The sequence below is a fragment of the Flexivirga sp. G2 genome, from assembly GCF_055397625.1.
On record NZ_AP039675.1, the window covers coordinates 2,437,007 to 2,460,465 of the forward strand.

Here is a 23,459-nt window from a genome sequence, read left to right on the forward strand (position 1 = left end):
TTCGACGCGAGACCGTTGGAGCACCTCCGGCGCACGACGGCCGGGGCGTGGCTGTGTGAACTGCAACTGGGCCGCACCTCGACGATCAGACTTGGACCCGGCTTTTTGTGGTGCCAGGGTGTTGTCGCGGCCGGGTCAGTGTGATGTCAAGTGGCCGGTGAGGCGTTGGTACATGGAGTTACTGGCGGGGTTGAGGCCTTCGACGTCGACGTCGATGTGGTGTTCGTGGTATTTGGTCACGACAGCGTCGAGGGCGGCGACGGTGGAGGCATCCCAGATGTGGGAGTCACTGAAATCGATGACGACCTGCTGGGGGTCTTGGCCGTAGTCGAATTGGGAGTAGAAGTCGTTGCTGGAGGCGAAGAACAGTTCGCCACGCACTCGGTAGTGCGCAGTCACGGATCCGGTGGCGTGTTCGATGAGTTCGCGATCGACGGTTACCAGGTGCGCGACCCGGCGGGCGAACAGCAGGGCGGCGATGATGACGCCGACGCCGACGCCGATCGCGAGGTTGTTGGTCGCCACGACGACGATCACGGTGGCGACCATGACGGTGGTTTCGGAGCGGGGCATCCGGGCGATGGTGCGCAGGCTGTGCCAGTCGAAGGTGCCAACGGCGACCATCAGCATGACGCCGGCCAGGGCAGCCATCGGGATGTGCCCGACGACATCGCTGAGCGCGAGGAGCAGCACGAGCAGGAACCCGCCGGCTAGGAAGGTGGAGATGCGGGTTCGCGCGCCGGACTGGCGCACGTTGATCATGGTCTGTCCGATCATCGCGCAGCCACCCATCCCGCCGAACAGCCCGGAGACCAGGTTGGCGACGCCTTGCCCCCAGGACTCGCGGTCCTTGTCCGAGCGAGTGTCGGTGATGTCATCGACGAACTTCGCGGTCATCAGCGACTCGAGCAATCCGACCAGCGCCATACCGAGCGCGTACGGGGCGATCACTTGCAGCGTGTGCAGGTTCCAGGGCACGTCCGGGAGGCCGAACGGCGGCAGGCTGGTGGGTAGTTTCCCCTCGTCGCTGACCATCGGGACGTGTAGGCCGCCTGCCCACGCGATGGTGGTGATCGCCACGATGGCGACCAGGGGCGCGGGCAGGACCTTGTTGACGCGCGGGAACGCCACGATGATCACGATGGTGATGGCGACCAGCGGGTATACGACTGCTGGCACGTCGTGCAGGTTGTCCCATTGCGCCAGCGCCAGCAGGATTCCCAGGGCGTTGACGAACCCGACCATCACCGAGCGTGGCACGAACCGCATCAGCCGTCCGACACGGAGTGTGCCGAGCACGATTTGGAAGACGCCGGCCAGCAGCACTGTCGCGATCAGGTAATCCAGCCCGTGCTGTCGCGCCACGGGGGCGACCACCAGAGCCACGGACCCGGTCGCGGCGGAAATCATCGCGGGTCGGCCGCCGACGATCGCGATCGTCATCGCCATCGTCACCGCCGCGAACAAACCCACCCGCGGGTCAACCCCGGCGATCACCGAGAAGGAGATCGCCTCGGGGATCAGCGCCAAGGCGACGACCAGGCCGCCCAGGACTTCGGTGCGCAGCAGCCGTGGCGACCGCAACGCAGCACGAACATCAATGACAGGGCGCACAGCAGCAGACGACACGAAGGAGCAACCTCACGGGGAAGATTGGGGTCGGAAGTCCTGGGCGTGCGACGATGCCGCACGGGATCACAGAACCGCACCAACCTTACCGTTACGTGAGGGTTGGGGCGAAATTCGGTCGGAGTGACGATGAACACGGGCAGCGATGACGATGTTCGGCAGATTGGTGAAGTCGCCGAGCTGACCGGGCTGTCGCTGCGCACCCTGCGGCACTATGACGACATCGACCTGGTCACCCCGTCCGCGCGCAGCGAAGGCGGGTATCGGCTCTACACCGCCGAAGACGTCAACCGGCTGCTGTTGATCCGGCGCATGAAACCACTGGGCTACACCCTGGCGGACATGCGACAGGTCATCGCCCTGCTCGACGCCGGAGAGGAAGCCGACGCCCACCAATGGGAACAGGTCGTCGCTGAAGCAGACCAGCGGCGGGCCGATCTATCCGCCAAAGTCGCGATGGCCGATGACTTTCTCCAGCAATTGCATCAACACAGTCACTCGCGGCCGGTGCGGAAGAACTGAGTGCAGGCCGGTTCCCGCCCACTAACCCGGCAAGTCGCACATGGGCCAGTTCAGGCCGTCGAAATGGGCCACATCAATCCGTCACAGCTAAGGGTGGGTCGGGCGAGGCTCATCGGCTGATAGCAACCCATGTAGAGGCCCCTGGCGCAGCCTGCCGATGAAGCCGCGCAAGATCTTGCGCAACAGGGGGCTGACGATAAGTACGACAACGAGCGCGACGACCATCGCCGCGATGACGTCGTGCGGGTAATGCGCACCGACATACACGCGACTGACTCCCTCGAGGATGGCAAGGAGCGTGGCGATGATGCCGAGTCGGCGGTTGACAAAGTACAACGCGACAGCGACCGCGACCGCGAACGTCGTGTGCCCACTGGGTAGTGCGTAATCGGTTGGTGCGGGGCATTTTTCGATGATGAACGCGTGCGGCAATGACCGGCAGGGGCGCAGCTCGCCGATCTGGCTCTTGATCACCTCTGTGACCAGGAATGCCACGGCGACGCTGATCGGTGCGACCAGGGCTGCGGTCATCTGCCGGTCGCCGCGCGGACGAGAGATCCACCAGCCCACCAGCAGCAGAACAACGAAGACACCGATGCCGTAAGTGGTCCACGCCTCCACGGCCGAGCTGAGCCACCGGGTGTGCCGGGCAAATCGGGTCACGTCGTCGAACAGGGATCCGTCGATCCGTGCGCCGTCGTAATTGGGAATCGGCAGCGTCTGCAAGGACATGGGGTGGGTGTCGCCTTTCGTCCGGTGCGCCAAGCGCCGGCGCGCGGTGGCCCAGCCAACCATTGTGTGGCTGAGAACGCCCTGAGAGCGCGCAGAGAACGACCGCGGTGAGTAAATATTCCGTTGCGCGCACCCGACCAAAACCGCGGCTACCTTGGAAGGCCGTTGCGCAGCAGCGCGCCCTGCCCGACGCCTGTGGAGGTGCACACCGTGCAGCAGCCCACGCACCGTACCGATTGAGCCCACCATCGGCTTGTGGTGAAGGTGGTTGACGATGCGATCTGTGCGGTCCAGCGTCAGCAAATGGGTGACAACGGCGATCATGCCGAGGACGAGTGGGACGTCGAAGACCTGGCTCGGCGTCTCTTCCGTCTCGATTCATCGGCTGGGGTCGCCGGCGGGCTTCCTTCTACTCTCTTCGGCCGCTTCTCAAATCGTGGGACGAGGCCGATGGCTCCACCAAGCAGGGCTATCGGCAACAAGCTCGTCAAATGATCGCGGCCAAGCACGGTGACGCATCTCGGTGGACGATCGTCGGTCTCGTCACCGCTGGCCGAACGTCTATTGAGACGGCCGGGTCGCCGCGCGAGCGTGCGATGCGTGTTTGGGGTTCGTCTGTTGCTTGAGGTCCGAGATGTCGACGCACCGATTCATCCGTACGTCAGCGGGTAGCTGCTGTTGGCACGGGTCGCAGATCGTGCTCGTGTCGACATCGCGAGGAGGTCGTCGTGGAATCACAACCGAGGCTCGGTCCGATGGCTGGTGGCTCTGCCGGCCGTTCGATCCTGGCCGGCGTTTTGATGGGGGTAGGGGTGGCCGGCTTCATCGATGAGACGGTGTTTCACCAGCTGCTGCATTGGCACCACTTCTATGACAAGGGCAGCGCCACGGCCGGGTTGGTCTCAGACGGGTTCTTCCATGCCGGCAGCTGGATCTGCATCGTGGTGGGGCTGTTCGTTTTCGCCGATCTACAACGCCGCGGTGCCACGGTGCCCAAGCGTGTTTGGGCCGGTGCACTGCTGGGATGGGGCGGATTCCAGGTTTATGACGGACTCTTTCAGCACAAGGTGCTGCGTCTGCACCAGATCCGGTACCACGTCGATATCCTTCCCTACGACTTGGTGTGGAACATCGCCGGCGGAATCGGCATTCTGATCGGGATATGGCTGCTGTTGGGTCAGGCCCGATCTGTCAGCGAACGAAGAACCGAACGCACTGTCACGTCCGCCTGACATGGCACTTCTGATCGCGGGCTTGGACGCGTTCTTTGGCGCACTGTCCACCCTGCGGCGATGATGGCCACCGACGATGGGGCCAATCTGTCCCGCGCCACGCACGGGAGCGACGGAATGGGAGACATACCGACGATGCCGCAGCATGGCGGGGGTATGCCGGCTCATTCCATGACCGGGATGGCGCCTGTTTGGGTGCTTGTGCCTGTGATGCTGTTGGTCACTGTCAGCTACGGGTTCGCGGTCATGCGACTGCTGCGCCGCGGTGATGATTGGCCGGTGGCCCGCATGGTCGCGTTTGCCGCCGGTGTGCTCACTTTGTCCCTCGCGTTGCTGCCGCCGCTGGGGGACGCGATGGGCTTCACCGATCGGATCCTGCAGCACTTGCTGATGGCCATGCTGGCACCGTTGGCGTTTGCGATGAGCGCTCCGATCACCTTGGCGCTCCGTGCCCTTCCGCGTGCAGGCCGCCGCCGCATATTGCACGTACTACACAGCCGGGTGGCGCACGTGTGGCCGTGTAGGTGAGTTCCGACAGCGTTTGCCGATGAGTTTCGACAGCAGGTCGAGAGCGGCGTATTGGGTGTAGACGAGTTTCGACAGCACGCGCCCGCAAGCTCCGCTCAAGGTTCCTTTAACCAAGTCACTCTGATGGTCCGGCCCCAGCGGCGGCGTTCGGCCAGATCGCATGCGTGCCGATGTCAACGTGCTCGAGAGCCCGCGTCGAGACAGAAACTCCCGTTCGGCGAGCTGCCTAATTACGGGGTCAGTACTTCCCAAAAGGCTGCGGCATAAATTGGTCTCCCCATGGTTTCCTCAATTGAAGGAATGCTAATTGAGAGTGAGTCGTGAGCCGTGAAATGCTCAGGAAGCTGGAATCTCCACTCGGCTTCCCATGGCGCTTTTGTTCCACTAATGCGGGCAAAGTTGTCGCGCACGGGCTTCAGTTGCTCGCCACGCAGTTCAACAACAGGTCGGAAGGGAAGAAGGACACGATCACCGGGATGTGCGGATCGCGCAATCTCGGCATCTTCCTCTGCGGATGAAGCCGCGGACGGCTCCCACGTTTTTCCTTCAGCGCGCACTCTTGTGCCATCGGCACGTATGATGACACTCAAGATGTTGTCATGGGTGGCCACAGTTGCGAGGTAGAGGCTGATGCCGTCAGCCGCGTTACCGATCAGGATCACGTGTGCCTACGTTACGCGTGGCCGCCGCAGTAGCTGCTACCGCTGATCAGCGGTGTTCCATAGCTGTCGTAGACAGTGCCGTGGATGGTAACGCTGTCCCCGTAGAGGTAGCCATAGAAGGTGTTGGAGGACCAGTTGCCCCAGCTGCTCGCAGTGAGCCACTCGTTTTCGTGTGATCCAGTGTAGACGCCATTGCGATACACCTTTGTCACAAGCTCGAACCTGTCGTTGGACCCAAGTCCACCACCCCAGGCGCTGTATGCATACCCTGAATTTGGGATTCCCCCAACTTCCACGGGAGCCCCGCAGTAAACCGTCAGCGTGTAGTCTCCTCCGCCAGGCGGAGGGGGGATGCTGTTCGGGGAGTCAGCTGCGAAAGCGGATGGTGCGAGCAGTGCAAGAGACGCGAACAAAGACGCGATAAAACACAAGAACTTGACCTTCATGACTGCCCCTTAGTTCCCCTGCTGTACAACCGTCATGTAGCCGGTAAATCGATGTAAGCACTCAGTGGTAGCGGCGTCAATGGGTCTCTCGAAATTACAGCGAATTCCCAGGAACGTTCAAAATCGCGCATGGCGTGGTGGTGTGCCGTCGGTCGCTCGACACCGTCGGTGTGCCGGGTCCATGCTGGGTGGGCATCATCGTGGACGTGAGGTGGGTGGTGCCGCCGCAGCCGAGAGTGGAGTTGTTTGCCGCGATCAGGGCGGATCCCCGTTCGGGGATGCCTGGTTCGGCCCGGGTGCTGTCGAAACTCATCGGCAAACGCTGTCGGAACTCACCTACACAGCCACACGTGCTGTCACTGGGGATAGTGGTGGTTCTGCTTGAGGTTGGCGGAATGTATCTGTACTACCTCACACCGTTGTTCGGGTATACCGAGCGCCACATGTGGGCTCACGTTGTCGTGCACCTTCATATGTTTGCGGCGGGTTGCCTGTTCAGCTGGTACGTCGTGGGGCGGGACCCGATGCCTACCCGCCCCAGTATTTTGCGTCGTGGACTGGTGTTGTTCGTGGCAGCCGGCGCGCACGACGTTCTGGCCAAACTCATGTACGCCCATACCCTGCCGGCTGATGCCGGAACGATCGCGCAGCTCCGTGACGGGGCGCAACTAATGTTCTACGGCGGCGACATGATCGACCTGCTCCTCGCGGCAGCGCTGATGACGCAGTGGTATGCCCGCGGCGGCCGCGAACTCGACCGCTCCCACCGACGAGCAATCACCTTGTCCGCTCACTGACTGCGAAACACCGCGACTCCCAGGCTCAGCCGCTCAGGTGGGTGATCAAGTACGTGGAGCCGAGAGGCGGGTTTCGGGTTATGCCCGGCCGCGGAGCATCAGTTTCCAGTACATGAAGGGCAGCCCGAATCTCTTCAGGTACCACATGTCGCGCCGTTCCCTGCGGGTGTTGATCACGGGAAACGTGGGCGCGGGTTCCATGGTGTAGTCGAATTCGGCCAGCAGCATCTTGTGCCGCGAGGTCGTCAGCGGGCACGACGCGTAGCCGTCGTACTTTGCATTGAGCGGCGCTGACTTTCCAGCAGCAACAAAGTTTTCCGCGACGACGGGTGCTTGTTTGCGGATGGCGGCACCGGTTTTGGAGTTGGGTGAGGATCCGGCGTCGCCGAGCGCAAAGACGTTTGGGTAGCGAACATGCTGCATGGTGTGCTTGTCGATGTCGACGTACCCGGTGGGGCTATCGGGGACTGCCAGTTGGGTGGTTTTGAGCCAGTCCGGGGCAGACTGCGGCGGCACGACGTGCATCATGTCGTAGCCGATGGTTTCTTTAGTATCGGCACTGTTGTCAGCGATCACGGCTTGCTTGTTGTGGGGGTCGACCTCGACGAGTTCGCTGTTTTTGCGGACCTCGATGCCGTAGTGGCGGACGACCTTCTCCAGTTCGTCGGCGAACACCTTGACACCAAACATTCCAGGGGTCGGAAGGACCAGTACCACCCGGATGTCTTTGAGGACGTTGTGCTGGCGCCAGTAGTCGGCGGCGAGGTAGGCAATTTTCTGCGGCGCGCCGGCGCACTTGATCGGTCCTGCGGGCATGGTGAAGATCGCAGTGCCTGAGCGGGTGGCCTGGATGAGGTCCCAGGTTTTGGGTGCTAAGGCTTGCGTGTAATTGCTGGACACGTACGGGGTGTCTAGGCTCTCGGTCATCCCGGGCACTTTGTCCCAGTCGAGTTGGATTCCGGGGCATACGACGAGTTGGTCGTAGCCGTGCACGCCGTTGTCTGTGGTGACGGTTTGTGCGTCGGGGTCGATGTCCTGCGCACGTTCGCGGATCCACTGCACAGCTTTGGGCATGACGGAGGCCTCTGGCCGGCCGGTCTCCGCGATCGAGGCGCGGCCTCCTCCGACCAGTGTCCACAACGGTTGGTAGTAGTGGGTGGTGGCTGGGTCGATGACCCCAATGTCGGTGATGCCTGCGCGCTGGAGGCGGGCGGCGACGCTGATACCCGCGCTACCGCCACCGATGATGAGCGCACTGTGATGAGTCTGAACCATGGGTTCCTCCGTGAGCGTTATATGGCGTGTAGTGGGTGCGGTACTGCGTGTGGCCCGGCGAGGTAGGTCGATCAGGTGGTATCAAGGCCTGCCGTGGTGGCGTTGGCGTAGTCATCGTCGATGTACATGACTTCGTGACCGGCACGGTCGAGCAAGCTCGCGCCGATGCTTGCGCGAAATCCTGAGGCGCAGTGCACCCACAAGCGCCCCTGCGGGACATCGCCTAGGCGGGTGACTAGCTCGTTGAGTGGGATGTGCGCGGAGTTGGCAATATGGCCCTGGGCGCGTTCGTCGTCTCGTCGTACGTCCAGGATCACGTCTTCGTCTGCGGTTGCCTCGCGGGCGGTCTGCGCGAAGTCGACACGGGGGTAGCGGCGGCGTTCCTGGCCAGCGGCGACCGCCTCGAATTCACCGGAGGCGGCGCCGGCGAGCTGGTCGACGCCGATCCGTACGAGTTGGCGTTGTGCGTCGGCGACTTGCTGGGAAGTCTCGGCAATGATGGTCAGCGGGGCACCCCAGGGAGTGAGCCAGCCCAGGTAGGTGGCGAACTGGGCGCCGAGCGCGATACTGACGGTCCCGGCCAGATGGTCGGAGGCATACGCCACGCGATCGCGTAGATCGATCACCCACTCGCCGGCCGCGATACGAGCGGCCAGTTCGACGGGGTCGACTTTTTCGGGTGCGGACATGTCCGGGGCCAGTGGGCCTTGCCGGTTGAGCACGTCCATATGCGCGTAGTAGGCCGGGTATGCGGTCAAATTCGCGATGAGGTTGTCGACGAAAGTCTGCTCATCGGCCGTTGTGAGGGCGTCGTTACGGCGCTTTTCGACCCCGATCGTGCTGTCCTCGCCACCGGTCGCCGAACCGGAAGAGCAGAAACTGCCGAACCCGTGGGTGGGAAAAACTGGCGCCTGATCGGGTAGCGAGTCGGCCAACCGGTGCGCGGAATGGAACTGTGCGTGGGTCAACTCGATGGTGCGCGCGGGATCGACCAAGTCAGTTCGGCCAACACTGCCGTAGAGCAACGACCCGCCGGTGAACACCGCTGGTGGCGCCTCAGGGGCACTGATGTCGGTGATCACAAAGGCCAGATGGGTATCGGTGTGGCCGGGCGTGGCAACCACCGCGACCCGAAGATCGCCGGCAACCAGTTCCTCGCCATCACGCACGCCCACACGTTCGAAGGCGACGTGGTCCGCGGCGTTGACCGCGTAGCGGGCCCCGGCTCGCCGCGCGAGCTCATACCCTCCGGTCACATAGTCGTTGTGTATGTGCGTTTCGAGGACCAACTCAACCCGCACGCCCAACCGTTCGACAAGCGCCTCCACCCGATCGATGTCGCGTTGAGGATCAATAACGACCGCTACCCCACCGTCATGGACGACGTAGCTGCGGTCTCCGAGCTCGTCGGTGGTGATGATCTCGACCTGCATGTGGTAGCTCCCGCGTTCCCTCTAGCTCCGAAATGTCCGGACATCTGTTAATGTCTGGACATTACGCTGAACTCGGCAACACCACAAGGCCCCTGCACGCCAGGGGTGGAATCGGAAAGGAGGGGCACTCGTGGGCGCTGAAGTCGGTTCCGCATCTGCGGTGCAGCCCGATCGTGATGCTGCGCGTCCGCTGTGGGAACAGGTGCGCGATGATCTGATGCGGCGGCTGGCCTTAAACGAGTTCCGCGAGAGTTTTCCCGGTGAGCATGCGTTGAGCCAGCAGTACGGGGTGAGTCGCTACACGGTCCGTCAGGCGCTGCGCGGGCTTCGGGACGACGGCATGGTGACCGCGGACCGCGGCCGGGCGCCACGTGTCGCCGCCGATGTCGAGATTGAGCAACCCCTGGGCGCCTTGTACAGCTTGTTTTCCTCGGTCGAAGCGGCCGGGCTCGAGCAGCTCAGCGTGGTACGGATCCTCGACGTGCGCGCCGACCAGGTAGCTGCTGGGCATCTGGGCGTGGACGCGTGCGAGCCCTTGCTGCATCTTGAGCGGCTCCGCCTGGCCGGGGGCGAGCCGCTGGCCGTGGATCGAGTCTGGCTGCCGGCGCGCGTCGCACGGCCGTTGCTGCGCGCGGACTTCACCCGGACCGCGCTGTACGACGAACTCGCTCGGCGCTGCGGGCTCAAACTCACCGGCGGACAGGAAACGCTACGCGCCGTCATCCCCACCGAGACCGAACGCGGCCTGCTGGGCATCGGCGCTGACACCGCGGCCTTTCGCATCGATCGCCTCGGCTGCGCCGAGGCAGAGGCCGTGGAATGGCGCCACACCATCGTGCGCGGCGATCGGTTCAGCGTCACCGCCCAGTTCTCCGGCCGCAGCGGGTATCGCGTCGATCTCGCCGGCCGGCATCACCCGGCACCACCCTCGCACCAAGGCACCACCTTCTAAGGAGCAGATCATGACCGAACCAACAACCAGCCGCGGCGCGGACCTGAGCCCCACCGAAGCCCTGCTGGCCCACACCGACCAAAGCGCGGTGCTGCTGGACGTCCGTGAGCCTGAAGAGTGGGATGGCGGACACGCTCCGGGTGCGATGCACATGCCGTTGGGCGACCTGGACCCCACCGCCCTGGACCAGGACACACCGGTCATCACGATCTGCCGCTCAGGAAAAAGATCAGCCAAAGCCGCGGACGCCTTGGCACACGCGGGAGTGCCGGTACGAAACATGGCCGGCGGCATGAACGCCTGGCAGGAGGCCGGGTTGCCGACCATCCGTGACGACGGATCGCCGGGCCACATCGAATGACCATCGCCCTCGCGCTCATCTTCGGGGTCATCATCGGCGTCAGCCTCGGAGCACTCGGCGGCGGTGGATCGATCCTCACCGTCCCGGTCCTCGTCTACGTCATCGGCGAATCCGCGCGGGGAGCCACCACAGCCAGCCTGGTCATCGTGGGTATCACCGCACTGGTCGGCGCCCTGGGCCACGCCCGTTCGGGCAATGTCCGCTGGGGGGCAGGACTCACCTTCGGGATCATCGGCGTCGCCGCCTCCTACCTCGGAACCGCTCTCAACCGCCAGGTCAGCCCCAACGCGCTCCTACTCGCATTCGCCGTACTGATGCTCATCGCCGCCGCCGCGATGCTACGCAGAACACGCCAATCAGACACCCCCACCGATGAATCGCCCACCGCCGACCGGAGCTGTGAGAAAAGCGGGGATGAGGCCGGAAGCGTGGCGACCGCCGTGACTGCACGGCTGGCGCACTCACCGACCACAAAAATCACCACCCAAGTAGCGGTCAAGGTGCTCCTGGCCAGCCTCATCGTCGGGTTCCTGACCGGCTTCCTCGGCGTCGGGGGCGGATTCATCATCGTCCCTGCCCTCGTCATCGCCCTCGACTTCACCATGCCCGTAGCGGTCGGCACATCACTACTAGTCATCGCGTTAAACTCGATCGCAGCCTTAGGCGCACGCTCGGGCAACGAAAGCTTCCACTGGGCCGTCATCGTGCCCTTCACCGCCGCCGCCATCATCGGCTCGCTGGTCGGCAAGCGAGTAGCGGACAAGGTCAGCGGCACCACCTTGAGCCGCGCCTTCGCCGGACTGCTCATCGCCGTCGCCATCTACGTCGCCATCCGCAGCGGAATCGGACTGTCGTGAGCAACCGCCACACCACGCAAGAACACATAACCGCACCCCTGACACCGATCCGCACTGCAATACCGGTCAGCGCGCCCGCCGGGCCGGGCAGACCCTGCAAGGAGCCGGCCTCACCACACTCAGCGTCCCGGAAGGCGGGCTCGAGGCCTACGCCGTCTCAGCGCCGTCCACCGCAGAGTCCCCGTCCACCGCAGAGTCCTCAGAGTTGCCCGCTGCCCTGCGTGTTGGATGGGAGCCTCGAGCGCGACAGGTGCGTCTGCTCGCGGGTGCCCTGGTCGCCTCCAGCATCGTCGTCAGCGTCTGGGGCCCACAAGGCCACATTCCTCGCCGGCGCAGTCGGCGCCGGCTTGCCCGTGGCCGCGCTCACCGACACCTGCGCCGGTTCGAGCCCGACAGCACGCTACAGCGAGGAGATCCGTCCGTGGGCCGAGACAGCGCTGCACAGATAGACGACCGCGTTTTGACGCCTGAGCCGCAACGGTTCGAAGGCGCGCGCGATGCATTCGGTGCGTTGGCGCGAGTTCTCGGCAGCGCGAGCGTCCTGGTTCGGGCCTATCGCGGCGGCGTGCCGCCTGCCCGGCGAGAAGCGGTGATGGTAGCTGTAAGCCGGTCCAATACCTGCCGGGGCTGCAGCAACGTCCACCACCGCTGGGCTTTGCGAGCCGGTGTCAGCGCCGAGGATCTGCGCTCCATCGGACTCGGAGATCTCGCCGCTCTCGACGTCGCGACCCGGTCCGCGGTGGTCTACGCCACCGATAGGGCGGCACGGCGATTTCGGTCCGCAGCAGATCCCCAGCTGACCGCGAACGCGCGGTCGCGGCTCGGCGAGGCACAACTTGAGCAAGTTGATGCGGTGGCCGGTCTTATAGCGTTCGCCAACCTCACGATGAATACCGTCACCGGGGCGCTCAGGACGTCGCGCCCCCAGCCGCGGCCGACTTCGGCGCACCCGTTGTTCGCAAAGGTCTGGCGGATACTCTCCTCGAAAGCCATGTCCCATGAGGCTCGAAGCCAGCTCCTCGCTGGGCTGGAGGGCACCGTGGTCGAACTCGGCGCGGGGGACGGACTCAACTTTCGCCACTACCCCAGCACCGTGAACCGGGTCGTGGCGATCGAACCGGAACCGCAATTACGCTCCCTCGCCCAGCAGGCCGCACGAGGTCTGCCTGTGCCGACGACGGTCGTCGACGGCGCCGCGGAGGCGATTCCCGGCGCCGACGACTCCTACGACGCCGCGGTCATCTGCCTTGTCCTTTGCACGGTTCCGGACCAGGCGCAGGCGCTGGCGGAGATCAAGCGCGTCCTCCGGCCCGGCGGTGAGTTGCGATTCTATGAACATGTGGCCGCCGGAGATCGGCGACGCCCGATACAGCGGTGGCTTGATACCAGCGGCATCTGGCCCCGGCTGGGCGCAGGATGCCACCTTTCGCGTGACACGCTGCGCGCGATACGCGGCGCCGGCTTCATCATCGAGGAGTACTGCGAGCTCGAATCGGGGCTCGGCCGGCTGTCCCTGCCGCACATCGCCGGAGTAGCCCGGTTGCCCCTGTCTACGCCGTGAACCGTCTCGTCCACCAAATGAGGGCGGTCGAGCGACCGCGTGCCGGCGCGGATCACCCTCTGACGTGGGGGTTCACTGTTTGTGAAGTCAACGGCACAGTTTCGGTTACTCGTTCTGTCGCAGGTGTGCCGACTCGAGGTCTCGTGAGCAGGCGCAGGATTCGTCACCCAGCCCCTCTCGTCCGGGATGGGCTGGTTGCTTTAGGCAGTTCCGGCCGGGCGATCAGTTGCTCACGTTGTCGGCTTCACTTCGTTCTGGAGGACCCTTTGTGGTTCTTCACGGTCTTGCCGGGTGCGGTGTAGTCCCGACGTGGACCAGTGGGGTCGTCGAGTTCGCGGACGCGGTACGCAATGCGCGGCGGCGGCGGGGCCATGCGCAAGTGCGCAGCTACGCCAAGGCCGAGCAATGCCTATGAGAGCGTGAGGAAGAGCCTTTCCATCGTCGCCTGATCGTCGGCATTGATGCCACCGGGCGAGGCGAGGCATTCGCGCATGCCGGAGGAGACGATGGCGAAACCCGCCCGGTCCAGTGCGCGGTTGACGGCCGCGAGCTGGGTGACGACGTCCTTGCAGTCGCGGCCTTCCTCGATGAGACGGATGACGCCGCCGAGCTGACCCTGAGCCCGGCGCAACCGGTTCAGCACAGGGGTCATGTCATCGGTGTTGAGCGTGACCATGAGCGGGCCCTTCGCGTTCGGCCGAGGCGGATGTCTCGGCGGTGATCAGGATTGAGGTGTGAGCGCGGCAAGCGCACTGGTGAGTCTGTCGCGCGCATCGGTGGCGACGTCGGCGAGCTGTTCGTTCCCGGTGAGCGTCACCATCACTGCGGGATCCATCGCCTCCACGACCGTGTGGCTGTCATCGACGGCGCGGACGACCACGTTGCAGGGCAGGAGCAGTCCGATGGACGGCTCGGCCTGCAGCGCGGCGTGCGCCAGCGGCGGACGACACGCGCCCAGGATGATCTGCGGTGCGACGTCGGCGCCGAGTTTTGCCTTCAGGGTGGCGGCAATGTCGATTTCGGTCAGCACGCCAAATCCTTGCTCCGCGAGAGCATCTCGGGTGGCCCGAACCGTCTGGGCATACGGCTTGTCGATGGTGGTAGTGATGGCGTAGCTCATCGTGAACCTTCCTTTGCGTCAGTCAGTGACGTGACAAGTGGGGCGCTCGGATACCCGCTGGGGTATGTAACGCGCAAGGCACCCGACGTATTTCGACTCGGTTGGGATCGGGCCTGGCGGTCGACGTCCGGGAGGCTGCACGATTGGACAGGAATACCCCTGGGGGTATTAATGTTGGAGTAGTCACGATACCCCACAGGGTATCGCGCCGATAGTACAGAACCGGCCTCCGACCTCCCTACCGAGGAAATGATCGCAGTGACTGACTTCGCACCGAACGCTCCGACCGTGTTGACCCTGGACACCCCGACGCTGGGCGACCGGTCCTACCTGGCCCATGACGGGCAGGTGGCGCTGGTCATCGACCCGCAACGCGACATCGACCGGGTGCTGGACCTGGCCCGGCAGACCGGCGTCGCGATCACGCACGTTTTCGAAACGCACCTGCACAACGACTATCTGACCGGCGGCCTGGCGCTGGCGGAGGTGACCGGCGCGGCATACCACGTCAACGCCGAAGATCAGGTCGCCTACGACCGTGACCCGGTGCGCGACGGTGAGGTCATCGAGGTCTCACCGGTGATGCGGGTGCGGGTCATCGCCACCCCTGGGCACACCTTCACTCACCTGTCCTACGCCCTGGAGACAGGTACCGCCGAAGAGGTCGAAGTGGTCGGTGTCTTCACCGGCGGATCCCTGCTGTATGGCGCGACGGGCCGACCGGACCTGCTGGGCACCGAGCACACCCACGAGCTGCTGCACCAGCAGTTCGATTCCGTGCACCGGCTGGCACAGCAACTGCCCGACGACGCTGCCGTGTTGCCCACCCACGGTTTCGGGTCGTTCTGCTCGGCCGGATCGACCGGTGACGCAACGTCTTCGACGATCGGTGCGGAGAAGAACGTCAACCCGGCCCTGACCGAGGACGAGCGGGAATGGGCCGAGGCGACTCTGGCCGGGCTGGATGAATACCCGGCCTACTACGTGCACATGACACCGGGGAACGCCGGTGGGCCGGATGCTGCCGATCTGTCGACTCCCCGGGAGGTGGACGCCCAGGAGATCGCCGCCCGGATCGCGGACCGCGAGTGGGTCGTCGACCTGCGCACCCGGACCGCTTTCGCGGCAGGTCACGTGACCGGCACGCTCAACTTCGGACTCGATGGGCAGTTCGCCACCTACCTCGGGTGGTTGATTCCATGGGGCACGCCCCTGACCCTGCTCGGCGACTCCCCCGAGCAGGTCGCTGAGGCACAACGCGAACTGACCCGCATCGGCCTCGACCGCCTCGAAGGCGCGGCCACCGGGGGTCCGACCGACTGGACCGACCGCCCGCTCGGATCCTTCCCACAGGCAGTGTTTGCCGATCTGGCACAGGTACGCCACCACCGCCACGTCGCCGTCCTCGACGTTCGCCAGAAGAACGAATACGCCGCCGCCCACATCGCAGGATCGGTGAACATCCCGCTGCACGAGTTGCTCGGTCGGCTGGGCGAGGTTCCCGAGGGCGAGGTCTGGGTGCACTGTGCCAGCGGGTATCGCGCCTCGATCGCCGCTTCCGTGCTGGCGGCGCACCACAACCCCGTCATCGCTGTCGACGACGGATTCGACGAGCAAGCCGCTGCCAGCGGCTTACCGATCGCCTGACCTGCGCACACAACACCACCACCCGCATCACGAAGGAGCACTCATCATGTGTCGTCCAGTCACCTGCAAGACTTGTGGCAAGACCACCTGGGCCGGTTGCGGTCGCCACGTCGACCAAGTCATGGACCGCGTCCCCCGCGCGGACCGGTGCCCCGGTCACGCCGACCAGCCGCCGGGTCCGCAGGCGTCGTTCCTACGCCGGCTGCTCGGCCGCAGCTGACCACACACCTCGATGCTGACACTGATCGCCGCACTGGCGCTGGGCCTGCTGATCGGCGCCGGTCTCGGAGCCCTCGGCGGCGGGGGTTCCATTCTGACCGTGCCGGCACTGGTCTACCTGCTGGGTGAACCCGCGCAGGCAGCCACCACCGGCAGCCTGGTCATCGTCGGGATCACCTCCCTCATCGGTGCAGTCGGACACGCGCGCTCCGGCAACGTCCGCTGGGCAACCGGCGCCGTGTTCGGACTGACCGGCGTCGCCGCGTCCTGGCCCGGAAGCGCACTCAACCGGCAGGTCGACCCGAATGTCCTGCTACTGGCCTTCGCCGGCCTCATGCTGCTGGCCGCCGTGGGCATGCTGCGACACGCAGCAGGCAGGGACCGGTCACCGAACGAAACCGCCCTCACCGAGCGCAATGGCCTGCGAGCTGCCAAATTCGTGGCAGCGGGACTACTCGTCGGTTTCCTCACCGGGTTTCTCGGGGTGGGCGGAGGGTTCATCATCGTGCCCGCCCTGGTGATGGCGCTGGGCTTCCCGATGACCACCGCCGTCGGAACATCACTGCTGGTCATCGCGCTCAACTCCGCCGGCGCACTCGCCGCACGCGCCGGTCACACCACGTTCCACTGGTCGCTCATCGTTCCGTTCACCATCGCCGCGATCATCGGGTCACTGCTCGGTGCCAGAGCCGCGCAGCACACCCCCCCCAGGTCACCCTCCGCCGGGCCTTCGCCGGGCTGCTCCTGCTCGTCGCGGCATACGTCACGATCCGCAGCACCGCGAGCCTCGCCTGACCCGACCCCCGTCTGCACATCGCACCACCCGAATCCCTCACCCCTGCCGTCTTCTGGAGATCCACTGTGACCACTGAACGCACCACCTCCACCGACCCGCACGCCCGTCCGGCAACTGCTGACGGCGCATCCGGGCCCCCACGGCACACGGGACTAGCCCGACTGGGCGCCTGGTCGGCGTCCCACCTCGGCATCGTCCTGGCTCTCTGGTTGGTCGTGCTTGCCGGCTTCGGTGCCTTCGCGCCCAAGGTCGAGACGGCGCTGTCCGGTGCCGGCTGGCAAGATAGCGGCAGTCAGTCCGTGCAGGCCAGGGACGTCATCCAACACGACTTCGCGGGCATGGGCTCCACAGCGCTACAGGTCGTGGTCCACGACGGAACCGGCCCGATCGCCAAGGACCCCGCCGCCCGTCGGGTCATCGCGCAGGTCGAATCCACCCTCAAAGCAGATCCGCGGGTGAGCACCGTGGTCGCGCCCAGACCAGGTGTCAGTCTGTCCCGCGACGGGACGACTGCGATAGTGCAGGCCGGTGCAGCCCAGGACGCGAACACCATGGTCCGTGCCGCCGACGACCTGACAGCACCGTTGAGCCGACTGGCGACGTCGACGATCTCGGTGAATCTGACGGGATCCAGTGCTCTGTGGTCTGATTTCAACAAGGTCAACCACAGCGCGATGATCAAGTCCGAGGTGCTGTCGTGGCCGGTGACCCTGATAGTGCTCGTGCTGGCCTTCGGCAGCCTCGTCGCCGCCGGGCTCCCGCTGATGCTCACCATGGTCGGTCTGCTCACCGCAGCCGGTGCCCTGGTGATCGCCACGCACCTGGCTCCGGTCAGTGTCTGGGCACTCAACTTCGCCATGATGTTCGCGCTGGCCCTGGGCATCGACTACGCCCTGTTCCTCGTCGTCCGATACCGGTCAGCGCTACACCATCGAGGAGCCCAGCCGGGCGACCGGCGCGCCGCGGTCGAAGCCGTCGCCGAAACCATGGGCACTGCCGGAAAAGCGATCGCGTTCTCCGGAGTCACCGTCCTGGTGTCGCTCTCCACCGTCCTGCTGGTGCCGAGTCCCGCCTTCCGCTCCATGGCCCTGGGCATCATGCTCTCCGTCGTCGCCGTTCTCGCTGCGACACTCACCCTGCTCCCCGCCGTCCTGGGCAAGCTCGGGACGAAGATCGACGCCGGTCGCCTGCGCCGGCCCGGCTCCGACCGGCGGCCCGGCCGGCATACGACCACGCAGGGGACGACCCACCGTCGTGGCGTCGAGCAGTTGATGCATCGCTGGGGCGCGCTGCTGCACCGCCGGCCGTGGGCCGCCGGTGCACTGGCCCTCGCAGTTCTCGCGCTGCTCGCGGCACCTGTCCTGGGACTGCGCACCGGTATGCCGTCCATCTCGATCATCCCCGCCAACCAATCGGCCCGCGCCGGATACCAGCAGGTCACAGCAGCATTCGGGCAAGGCGCTCCTGGCACCTTGCAGGTCATCACCCCGACCCCCGACGCCGGAGCCGCACGAGCGGCGCTCGCACACGACCGGGGCATCGCCGCCACCGTGCCCGCCGGCGCGAACGACGGACGGACCATGCTGCTGGCCATACCCACCACCGACGCCTCCGCCCCCGCCACCGGCGCCACCATCGACCGGATCCGCACCGAACTGCCACACGGCAGCCTGGTCGGAGGCGCCGCGGCCGAGAACCACGACCTGGAGAAGGCGCTGTCCGCGAAGACTCCCGTCGTTTTCGCGCTGCTGATCGGGCTCGGCTTCCTGCTGCTGCTCATCGCCCTCGGCAGCCCGCTGATCGCGTTCGTCGGCACCATCACCAACCTCGCCTCCATCGGGGCAGCGTTCGGCGTCGCGAAACTCATCTTCGGCGACGGCCACCTCTCGGGCTTGCTGGGCTTCCAGTCACAGGGTTTCGTCGACGCCTGGGCACCGCTGTTCTTCGGCGCGATGCTCACCGGAGTCGCAATGGACTACACCCTCTTCCTACTGTCCGCTGCGCGCGAGCAATACGACGCGACCGGCGACCCGCAGCACGCCATGCGAGAGGCGCTGCGAACCTCGGGACGTGTCGTCGTCGCAGCCGCCGGCGTCATGGTCGCCGTGTTCCTGACCTTCGCGCTATCCGGACCGCTCGCTCCCAAGGAAATGGGCATCATCCTGGCCGTCGCCGTCTTCCTGGACGCGTTGTGTATCCGACTCATCCTGCTCCCCGTCGTCCTGCGGCTCACCGGCCATCGAGCGTGGCGTGCTCCCACCTGGCTGGCGAAGGTCCTGCCCGCCGTGCGGTTCACCCACTGACGTTCGGCCTAGCGGCAGGCTTCTTCGGCATCCTCTGCCAGCAACCTCGTCACCATCAGCCTGCGCCTGCGCCGCCGCACCGAGCATGACATTGTTCCGGATGCCGATCGGCTATCGGTCCGTCGATGGGCCTATCTCGCCGGTAAGCGTGCTTACCGGCGAGGGGGGTCGTCGCGGCTCGCGAACACCGGCCCGGCGAAGCGGGACCAGCGAACGAGGAGCGGATCCCAACGCCAGCGACTTGATCCGACAGGTGGCTCCTGCCCGGTGACCCAGTAATCGTGGTGGTTCATCCGGGTCCGGTTGCGCGAGTTTGAGGCCGGCGACGTAGGTCACCCGGGCCGCGTCGCCGACATGCAGACCGACGACATCGGGAACCTCAACGATGTCGGCGTAACGCGAAAAATCACGGGACATGGACCGCAAGCCTCCTTGCAGCCGATCAAGGCAACCGCCAAGGCTGAACTGCCTGGCAGGCCCTGCCAGAAGGCGATCCCTTGCGGAGTCGCTGCTCCTGTCAGATCGGCGCCGGCGAGCGCGAGGCCTGCTGCGCATCCAGCCGGTGTACGGTCCTGACATCGACCCTGGATGATCGCGTCGATCTGTGGCGAATTCGGTCGCGGGCATCATGGCGAAACTGCACCGGGCCGGGCACCAACTAGCCGCCATTCCACTGGTAGCCACCCGGTTGCGGGGCGCTCGTGGGTAGTTACCCTGTGCATCCGGCCCCATCAGGGTTGCCGAGGTCGACCGGGACTTCTGCGCGACCGACACGGCCTGGAAGTTCATCCCGAAGACTGCTGGCGTGCCGACCTTCGTCGCTCCCGAGTGGTCACGACCGTTGATCTCGTTGAGGATGGCCTGGACTTTGTAGCCGTCGTACTGCTTGGTGGCGGCCTCGATGTGCGCCCAGCCATCATCCTGCGGAAAGGGGGACACCCTTCGGCTCGACGGCCCTGTGCGTCGATCTCGGGACCGAAGAAGTCGTCGATGCTCTCCGTTCGAGCCCGGACCGGACCGTATGTGGAACGTCTACTAGGTGGCTGGTGTCGAACGGCACGAAAAGCACCAGCCACCTAGGCCCCTTCCAGAGGGCGGCTAGGTGGTTGCGCTGTTACGGGCTTCGCTGTGATGGCGTGCGCGGTGGCTCGGGCGGACGGGCCGACTCCGGCGAGTGTTGCGGATGCTGGTCCGGTCCAGTCGCCGTACCCGACGAGATAGAGCCGTGGTTCGCTGATGGCTCGGGTGCCGGATGCCCCGCCGACGGCGGGGTGACCGTTGTCGGTGCGGAGGTCGAGGTGCCGTAGGTGTCTGAGGGCGGGCCGGAAGCCGGTGCACCAGATCACCGCGTCGACGTTCTGGTGGGCGCCGTCGGCCCAGGCGACACCATCGCGGGTGAGCCGGTCGAACATGGGTTGGGCCTTGAGGACGCTGCGGTCGCGGGCCGCCCGGACGGCTTCGACCATGACGATGTCGCCCAGCCCGGCGACACCGGCATGGTCGCGGCCTTCTTGCAGGGCTTGGATGCGTGCCCGCGCGGCGGCGAACAATGCCCGGCCGTCGACGTCGTCGGGCAGAAACCGCGGTGGGCGGGTGGTCACCCAGGTCGTGTCTGCGACGGTGGAGATCTCGGCGAGGATCTGCGCGGCGGAGTTGCCGCCACCGACGATGACCACTCGTTGCCCGGCGAAGCGGCCGGGTTCGCGGTAGTTCGCGGCGTGCAGCTGGTGCCCGGTGAAGTGCCGCATCCCGGGGTAGCTGGGTACGAAGGGCCGGTCCCAGGTCCCGGTCGCGGACACGACCGCTCGAGCGGCGAAGTCGCCCAGATCGGTGGCCACGATCAGCCGCCCGCCGGGGTCGTCGTCGGCTGGGGTGACGGTGTGGGCTGTGCATGACCGGGTCACGTTCAGGTCGTACCGTTGCTCGTAGCGGGTCAGGTAGTCCACGACGTGGTCACGTGGTGGGTATCCGAGTTCGGCGTCGTTCCACGGCGGCATCATCCATCCGGGGCGGTTGGCGGCGTCGAGGATGACGAAGTCCTGCCCGGGGGTGAGGCCGGCGCGGCGCAGGTAGAACCCGGTTGCCAGGCCGGCCTGGCCGCCACCGATGATGACCACCTGGACGTTGCGCCTGGTCCTCGCGCCGCTGGCGGGTTCGTGGGCGGGGTTCATCCGGCGGTGGGCGTCAGCGCCCCGGCGAGTGAGCCGAGCACCTGCGGGGCGAGTGAGAAGTACGCCCACTTGCCGCGTTGCTCGCGGGTAATCAGCCCGGCGTCGGCGAGGACCTTCATGTGGTGGGAGATGGTGGGCTGGCTCAGCCCGGCCGGATCGGTCAGATCGCACACGCACGCCTCACCGCCGGCGGATGCGGCGATGAGGGACAGTAGTTTCACGCGGGTCGGGTCGCCCAACGCTTTGAACATCCGGGCCAGGGTGGTGGCGGCCTCGTCACTGACGATTCCTGCGGTGACCGGTGAGCAGCACGCGGCCAGGGCAGCATCCGGCTGAGTGAGCGGCAGTGCGGCGGGCATGTAACTCATTGTGCATAACGCATTGACATTCGTCGATGCGTTGATCACGATGCTCCCATCGATGTTTGTCAATGTGAGGACTGAGTTGATGAGTGAGCTTCCTGTTGTCGTGATCGGTGCCGGCCCGCAGGGTTTGGCGTCAGCGGCGCATCTGTTGGAGCGCGGCCTGGAGCCGCTGGTGCTGGAGTCGGGACGGGGCCCGGCGGCTGCGGTGGCCGAGTGGGGTCACGTCCGGCTGTTCTCCCAGTGGCCGGAGTTGATCGACCAGGCTGCTGCTCGGCTGCTGGAGCCGAGCGGATGGCAGGCTCCGGCCGCGGGGTATCCGACCGGCGCGGAGTGGGTCGAGCAGTACCTGGCTCCGCTGGCCGGAGCCTTGGGCGAGCGAGTCCTGTTCGACGCACGGGTCACCGGCGTCTCCCGCGCAGGCCGTGACCGGTTGGTGGACGCTGGCCGGGGCGAGCAACCGTTCACCGTGCACGTCATCGACGGGGACGGCGTCGAGCACCGATTCGACGCGCGGGCCGTCATCGATGCGTCCGGCACCTGGCGCCAACCTGCCCCGGCCGGCGCGAACGGGCTTCCCGCGCTGGGTGAACACGCCAACGCTGACGTGATTTCGTACGGCATTCCCGACGGCGCCGACCCTGTCCGATTCGTCGGTCAACACACGGTGTTGGTCGGCGCGGGAGCGTCCTCGCTGAACGCGATCATCGAGCTGGACCGCATCGCCCGGGAACACCCGGGGACGCGGATCACCTGGGCGCTGCGACGTGGCGGCACCGGAACCACCTTCGGCGGCGGCGCCGACGACCAGTTGCCGCAGCGCGGGGCCCTGGGGATCCGGGCCCGCGAGGCCGTCGAAGCGGGCCGGGTCGAGGTGGTCACCGGGTTCCGCACCGCGCGAGTCGACCGCGCCGGCGCTCAAGTGGTGCTGACTGGCGAGGACGGGCGCACCCTGGAGCCGGCCGACACCCTGGTGGTGCTGGCCGGGTTCCGCCCCGACCTGTCCTTCCTGTCCGAGCTGCGACTGGACCTGGACCCCACGTTGCAGGCGCCGCGTGCGATCGCAGCGGAAGTCGACCCGAACATCCACTCGTGCGGCTCGGTGCAAGCGACCGGAGCCCGCGAGCTGACACACGCCGGAGAGCCGAACCTGTACATCGTGGGGATGAAGTCCTACGGGCGCGCACCCACCTTCTTGGCGATGACCGGCTACGAACAGGTACGCAGCGTGGTCGCCATGCTGGCCGGCGACGTGGCGGCCGCCGAACGCGTCGAGCTCGACCTGCCCGACACCGGCGTCTGCGGAGGATCGGGCCTGTACGACGACCCCGACAGCACCAGCGGCGGCTGCTGCACTCCCCCACCCACCCTGCTCACCATCGGCGGCACCTCCTCCGGCGGTCAATGCTGAGAACCCGATACGTGCCGGGACGCCATGGGCAACACCGACGGAGTCCCGGCACGTCGTTCTGCGCACTGCTTTTCAGTGACGTACTGCGTCGAGCACGGTGAGGGCGCCGGCGACCGGCCGGTAATACACCCAGGTCCCGCGTCGCTCGGAATCGATCAACCCAGCCTCTCGCAGCTTGCGTAGGTGATGGGACACCGTCGGCTGCGAGACCCCGACGTCCTGGATGTCACAGACGCACGTTTCCCCGTCGCACGCAGCGATCCGGGTGTACAACCGCAACCGCACCGGATCCGACAGGGCCTTGAATACCTCGGCCGCACGCGCCGCGGTGGCGACGTCCAAACCGCTGCCCGGAGCACACGAGTCATCACACTCGCCGGCAGCATGCACGGCGGAACTCGTCTTCACGGTCACTGTCACCCCTCTATATTGACAACCATCAA

At 65.8% G+C, this 23,459-nt stretch carries 24 protein-coding genes; 13 read left to right on the forward strand and 11 right to left on the reverse strand.

Translation table 11 applies throughout. The annotated features are described in order from the left end of the window. Positions 1 to 135: 135 nt before the first annotated feature. Positions 136 to 1,629 (reverse strand): SulP family inorganic anion transporter, encoded by a 1,494-nt coding sequence (locus ACZ50J_RS11845; protein ID WP_464297389.1) that lies wholly within the window; start codon positions 1,627 to 1,629, stop codon positions 136 to 138. Positions 1,630 to 1,758: 129 nt separating this feature from the next. Between ACZ50J_RS11845 and ACZ50J_RS11850 the strand changes: the two genes are divergently transcribed. Continuing rightward, positions 1,759 to 2,151 carry a helix-turn-helix domain-containing protein gene (locus tag ACZ50J_RS11850; protein WP_464297390.1) on the forward strand — a complete coding sequence of 131 codons (393 nt, stop codon included), beginning with the start codon at positions 1,759 to 1,761 and terminating at the stop codon, positions 2,149 to 2,151. Between the two features lie 87 nt (positions 2,152 to 2,238). Here ACZ50J_RS11850 and ACZ50J_RS11855 read toward each other — a convergent pair whose 3' ends face one another. Then, a complete protein-coding gene (locus tag ACZ50J_RS11855) occupies positions 2,239 to 3,207 on the reverse strand; it encodes a phosphatase PAP2 family protein (protein ID WP_464297391.1) in 969 nt (322 codons plus the stop codon). 404 nt (positions 3,208 to 3,611) lie between these two features. Between ACZ50J_RS11855 and ACZ50J_RS11860 the strand changes: the two genes are divergently transcribed. Together ACZ50J_RS11860 and ACZ50J_RS11865 are read left to right on the forward strand one after the other, a co-directional pair. Then, a complete protein-coding gene (locus ACZ50J_RS11860; RefSeq protein ID WP_464297392.1) occupies positions 3,612 to 4,115 on the forward strand; it encodes a DUF2243 domain-containing protein in 504 nt (167 codons plus the stop codon). 60 nt (positions 4,116 to 4,175) lie between these two features. Further along, entirely contained in the window at positions 4,176 to 4,643 is a 468-nt protein-coding gene (locus tag ACZ50J_RS11865) for a cytochrome c oxidase assembly protein (protein WP_123270045.1), read from the forward strand. A 230-nt stretch (positions 4,644 to 4,873) separates the two neighbouring features. Here the strand turns inward: ACZ50J_RS11865 and ACZ50J_RS11870 are convergent, their stop codons facing one another. Both ACZ50J_RS11870 and ACZ50J_RS11875 read right to left on the reverse strand, forming a co-directional pair. Next, positions 4,874 to 5,305, reverse strand: a complete 432-nt coding sequence (locus tag ACZ50J_RS11870; RefSeq protein WP_148043226.1) for a hypothetical protein — start codon at positions 5,303 to 5,305, stop codon at positions 4,874 to 4,876. Between the two features lie 11 nt (positions 5,306 to 5,316). Then, complete coding sequence (locus tag ACZ50J_RS11875) at positions 5,317 to 5,751, reverse strand: hypothetical protein (protein WP_148043225.1); 435 nt, start codon at positions 5,749 to 5,751, stop codon at positions 5,317 to 5,319. Between the two features lie 278 nt (positions 5,752 to 6,029). Between ACZ50J_RS11875 and ACZ50J_RS11880 the strand changes: the two genes are divergently transcribed. Continuing rightward, positions 6,030 to 6,548, forward strand: a complete 519-nt coding sequence (locus tag ACZ50J_RS11880) for a cytochrome c oxidase assembly protein (RefSeq protein WP_464301346.1) — start codon at positions 6,030 to 6,032, stop codon at positions 6,546 to 6,548. Between the two features lie 78 nt (positions 6,549 to 6,626). Here the strand turns inward: ACZ50J_RS11880 and ACZ50J_RS11885 are convergent, their stop codons facing one another. Then, positions 6,627 to 7,823: an NAD(P)/FAD-dependent oxidoreductase gene (locus ACZ50J_RS11885; RefSeq protein ID WP_123270042.1), complete on the reverse strand. Its 1,197-nt coding sequence runs from the start codon at positions 7,821 to 7,823 to the stop codon at positions 6,627 to 6,629. 71 nt (positions 7,824 to 7,894) lie between these two features. Next, positions 7,895 to 9,256 carry an MBL fold metallo-hydrolase gene (locus ACZ50J_RS11890; RefSeq protein ID WP_123270041.1) on the reverse strand — a complete coding sequence of 454 codons (1,362 nt, stop codon included), beginning with the start codon at positions 9,254 to 9,256 and terminating at the stop codon, positions 7,895 to 7,897. A 130-nt stretch (positions 9,257 to 9,386) separates the two neighbouring features. On the opposite strand from ACZ50J_RS11890, the gene ACZ50J_RS11895 reads away from it, so the two are divergent. The 4 genes from ACZ50J_RS11895 to ACZ50J_RS11910 all read left to right on the forward strand — a co-directional run bounded on the left by ACZ50J_RS11895 (position 9,387) and on the right by ACZ50J_RS11910 (position 12,987). Then, on the forward strand, positions 9,387 to 10,208 hold the full coding sequence (locus ACZ50J_RS11895; RefSeq protein ID WP_220093480.1) for a GntR family transcriptional regulator: 822 nt from the start codon (positions 9,387 to 9,389) through the stop codon (positions 10,206 to 10,208). Between the two features lie 10 nt (positions 10,209 to 10,218). Continuing rightward, positions 10,219 to 10,569: a rhodanese-like domain-containing protein gene (locus tag ACZ50J_RS11900; RefSeq protein ID WP_123270040.1), complete on the forward strand. Its 351-nt coding sequence runs from the start codon at positions 10,219 to 10,221 to the stop codon at positions 10,567 to 10,569. After that, the gene (locus ACZ50J_RS11905) at positions 10,566 to 11,426 is read left to right on the forward strand and encodes a sulfite exporter TauE/SafE family protein (RefSeq protein WP_123270039.1); all 861 of its coding nucleotides are present in this window, start codon (positions 10,566 to 10,568) and stop codon (positions 11,424 to 11,426) included. The genes ACZ50J_RS11900 and ACZ50J_RS11905 overlap by 4 nt, the downstream gene beginning before the upstream one ends. 421 nt (positions 11,427 to 11,847) lie before the next feature. Beyond that, positions 11,848 to 12,987: a methyltransferase domain-containing protein gene (locus ACZ50J_RS11910; protein ID WP_464297393.1), complete on the forward strand. Its 1,140-nt coding sequence runs from the start codon at positions 11,848 to 11,850 to the stop codon at positions 12,985 to 12,987. Between the two features lie 409 nt (positions 12,988 to 13,396). Here the strand turns inward: ACZ50J_RS11910 and ACZ50J_RS11915 are convergent, their stop codons facing one another. Then, positions 13,397 to 13,639 carry a metal-sensitive transcriptional regulator gene (locus tag ACZ50J_RS11915; protein ID WP_245988369.1) on the reverse strand — a complete coding sequence of 81 codons (243 nt, stop codon included), beginning with the start codon at positions 13,637 to 13,639 and terminating at the stop codon, positions 13,397 to 13,399. A 69-nt stretch (positions 13,640 to 13,708) separates the two neighbouring features. Further along, entirely contained in the window at positions 13,709 to 14,107 is a 399-nt protein-coding gene (locus ACZ50J_RS11920) for a DUF302 domain-containing protein (protein WP_464297394.1), read from the reverse strand. A gap of 258 nt (positions 14,108 to 14,365) precedes the next feature. Here ACZ50J_RS11920 and ACZ50J_RS11925 point away from each other — a divergent pair, with 258 nt between their 5' ends. From ACZ50J_RS11925 to ACZ50J_RS11940, 4 genes are read left to right on the forward strand one after another with little or no spacing between them, the layout of a single operon-like run. Beyond that, positions 14,366 to 15,754, forward strand: coding sequence for an MBL fold metallo-hydrolase (locus tag ACZ50J_RS11925; protein WP_464297395.1), 1,389 nt, complete (start codon positions 14,366 to 14,368; stop codon positions 15,752 to 15,754). Positions 15,755 to 15,800: 46 nt separating this feature from the next. Then, positions 15,801 to 15,974 carry a hypothetical protein gene (locus ACZ50J_RS11930; protein WP_181445428.1) on the forward strand — a complete coding sequence of 58 codons (174 nt, stop codon included), beginning with the start codon at positions 15,801 to 15,803 and terminating at the stop codon, positions 15,972 to 15,974. 12 nt (positions 15,975 to 15,986) lie between these two features. Continuing rightward, positions 15,987 to 16,838, forward strand: coding sequence for a sulfite exporter TauE/SafE family protein (locus tag ACZ50J_RS11935; RefSeq protein WP_464297396.1), 852 nt, complete (start codon positions 15,987 to 15,989; stop codon positions 16,836 to 16,838). Further along, positions 16,835 to 19,072 (forward strand): MMPL family transporter, encoded by a 2,238-nt coding sequence (locus ACZ50J_RS11940; protein ID WP_464297397.1) that lies wholly within the window; start codon positions 16,835 to 16,837, stop codon positions 19,070 to 19,072. The genes ACZ50J_RS11935 and ACZ50J_RS11940 overlap by 4 nt, the downstream gene beginning before the upstream one ends. Before the next feature lie 1,076 nt (positions 19,073 to 20,148). Here ACZ50J_RS11940 and ACZ50J_RS11945 read toward each other — a convergent pair. Then, complete coding sequence (locus tag ACZ50J_RS11945; RefSeq protein ID WP_464297398.1) at positions 20,149 to 21,243, reverse strand: NAD(P)-binding domain-containing protein; 1,095 nt, start codon at positions 21,241 to 21,243, stop codon at positions 20,149 to 20,151. Further along, positions 21,240 to 21,602, reverse strand: a complete 363-nt coding sequence (locus ACZ50J_RS11950; protein WP_123270227.1) for an ArsR/SmtB family transcription factor — start codon at positions 21,600 to 21,602, stop codon at positions 21,240 to 21,242. The genes ACZ50J_RS11945 and ACZ50J_RS11950 overlap by 4 nt, the downstream gene beginning before the upstream one ends. 88 nt (positions 21,603 to 21,690) lie before the next feature. Here ACZ50J_RS11950 and ACZ50J_RS11955 point away from each other — a divergent pair, with 88 nt between their 5' ends. Next, on the forward strand, positions 21,691 to 23,016 hold the full coding sequence (locus ACZ50J_RS11955) for an NAD(P)-binding domain-containing protein (protein WP_123270031.1): 1,326 nt from the start codon (positions 21,691 to 21,693) through the stop codon (positions 23,014 to 23,016). Between the two features lie 72 nt (positions 23,017 to 23,088). Here ACZ50J_RS11955 and ACZ50J_RS11960 read toward each other — a convergent pair whose 3' ends face one another. Continuing rightward, positions 23,089 to 23,436, reverse strand: coding sequence for an ArsR/SmtB family transcription factor (locus ACZ50J_RS11960; RefSeq protein WP_123270030.1), 348 nt, complete (start codon positions 23,434 to 23,436; stop codon positions 23,089 to 23,091). Between the last annotated feature and the right edge of the window lie 23 nt (positions 23,437 to 23,459).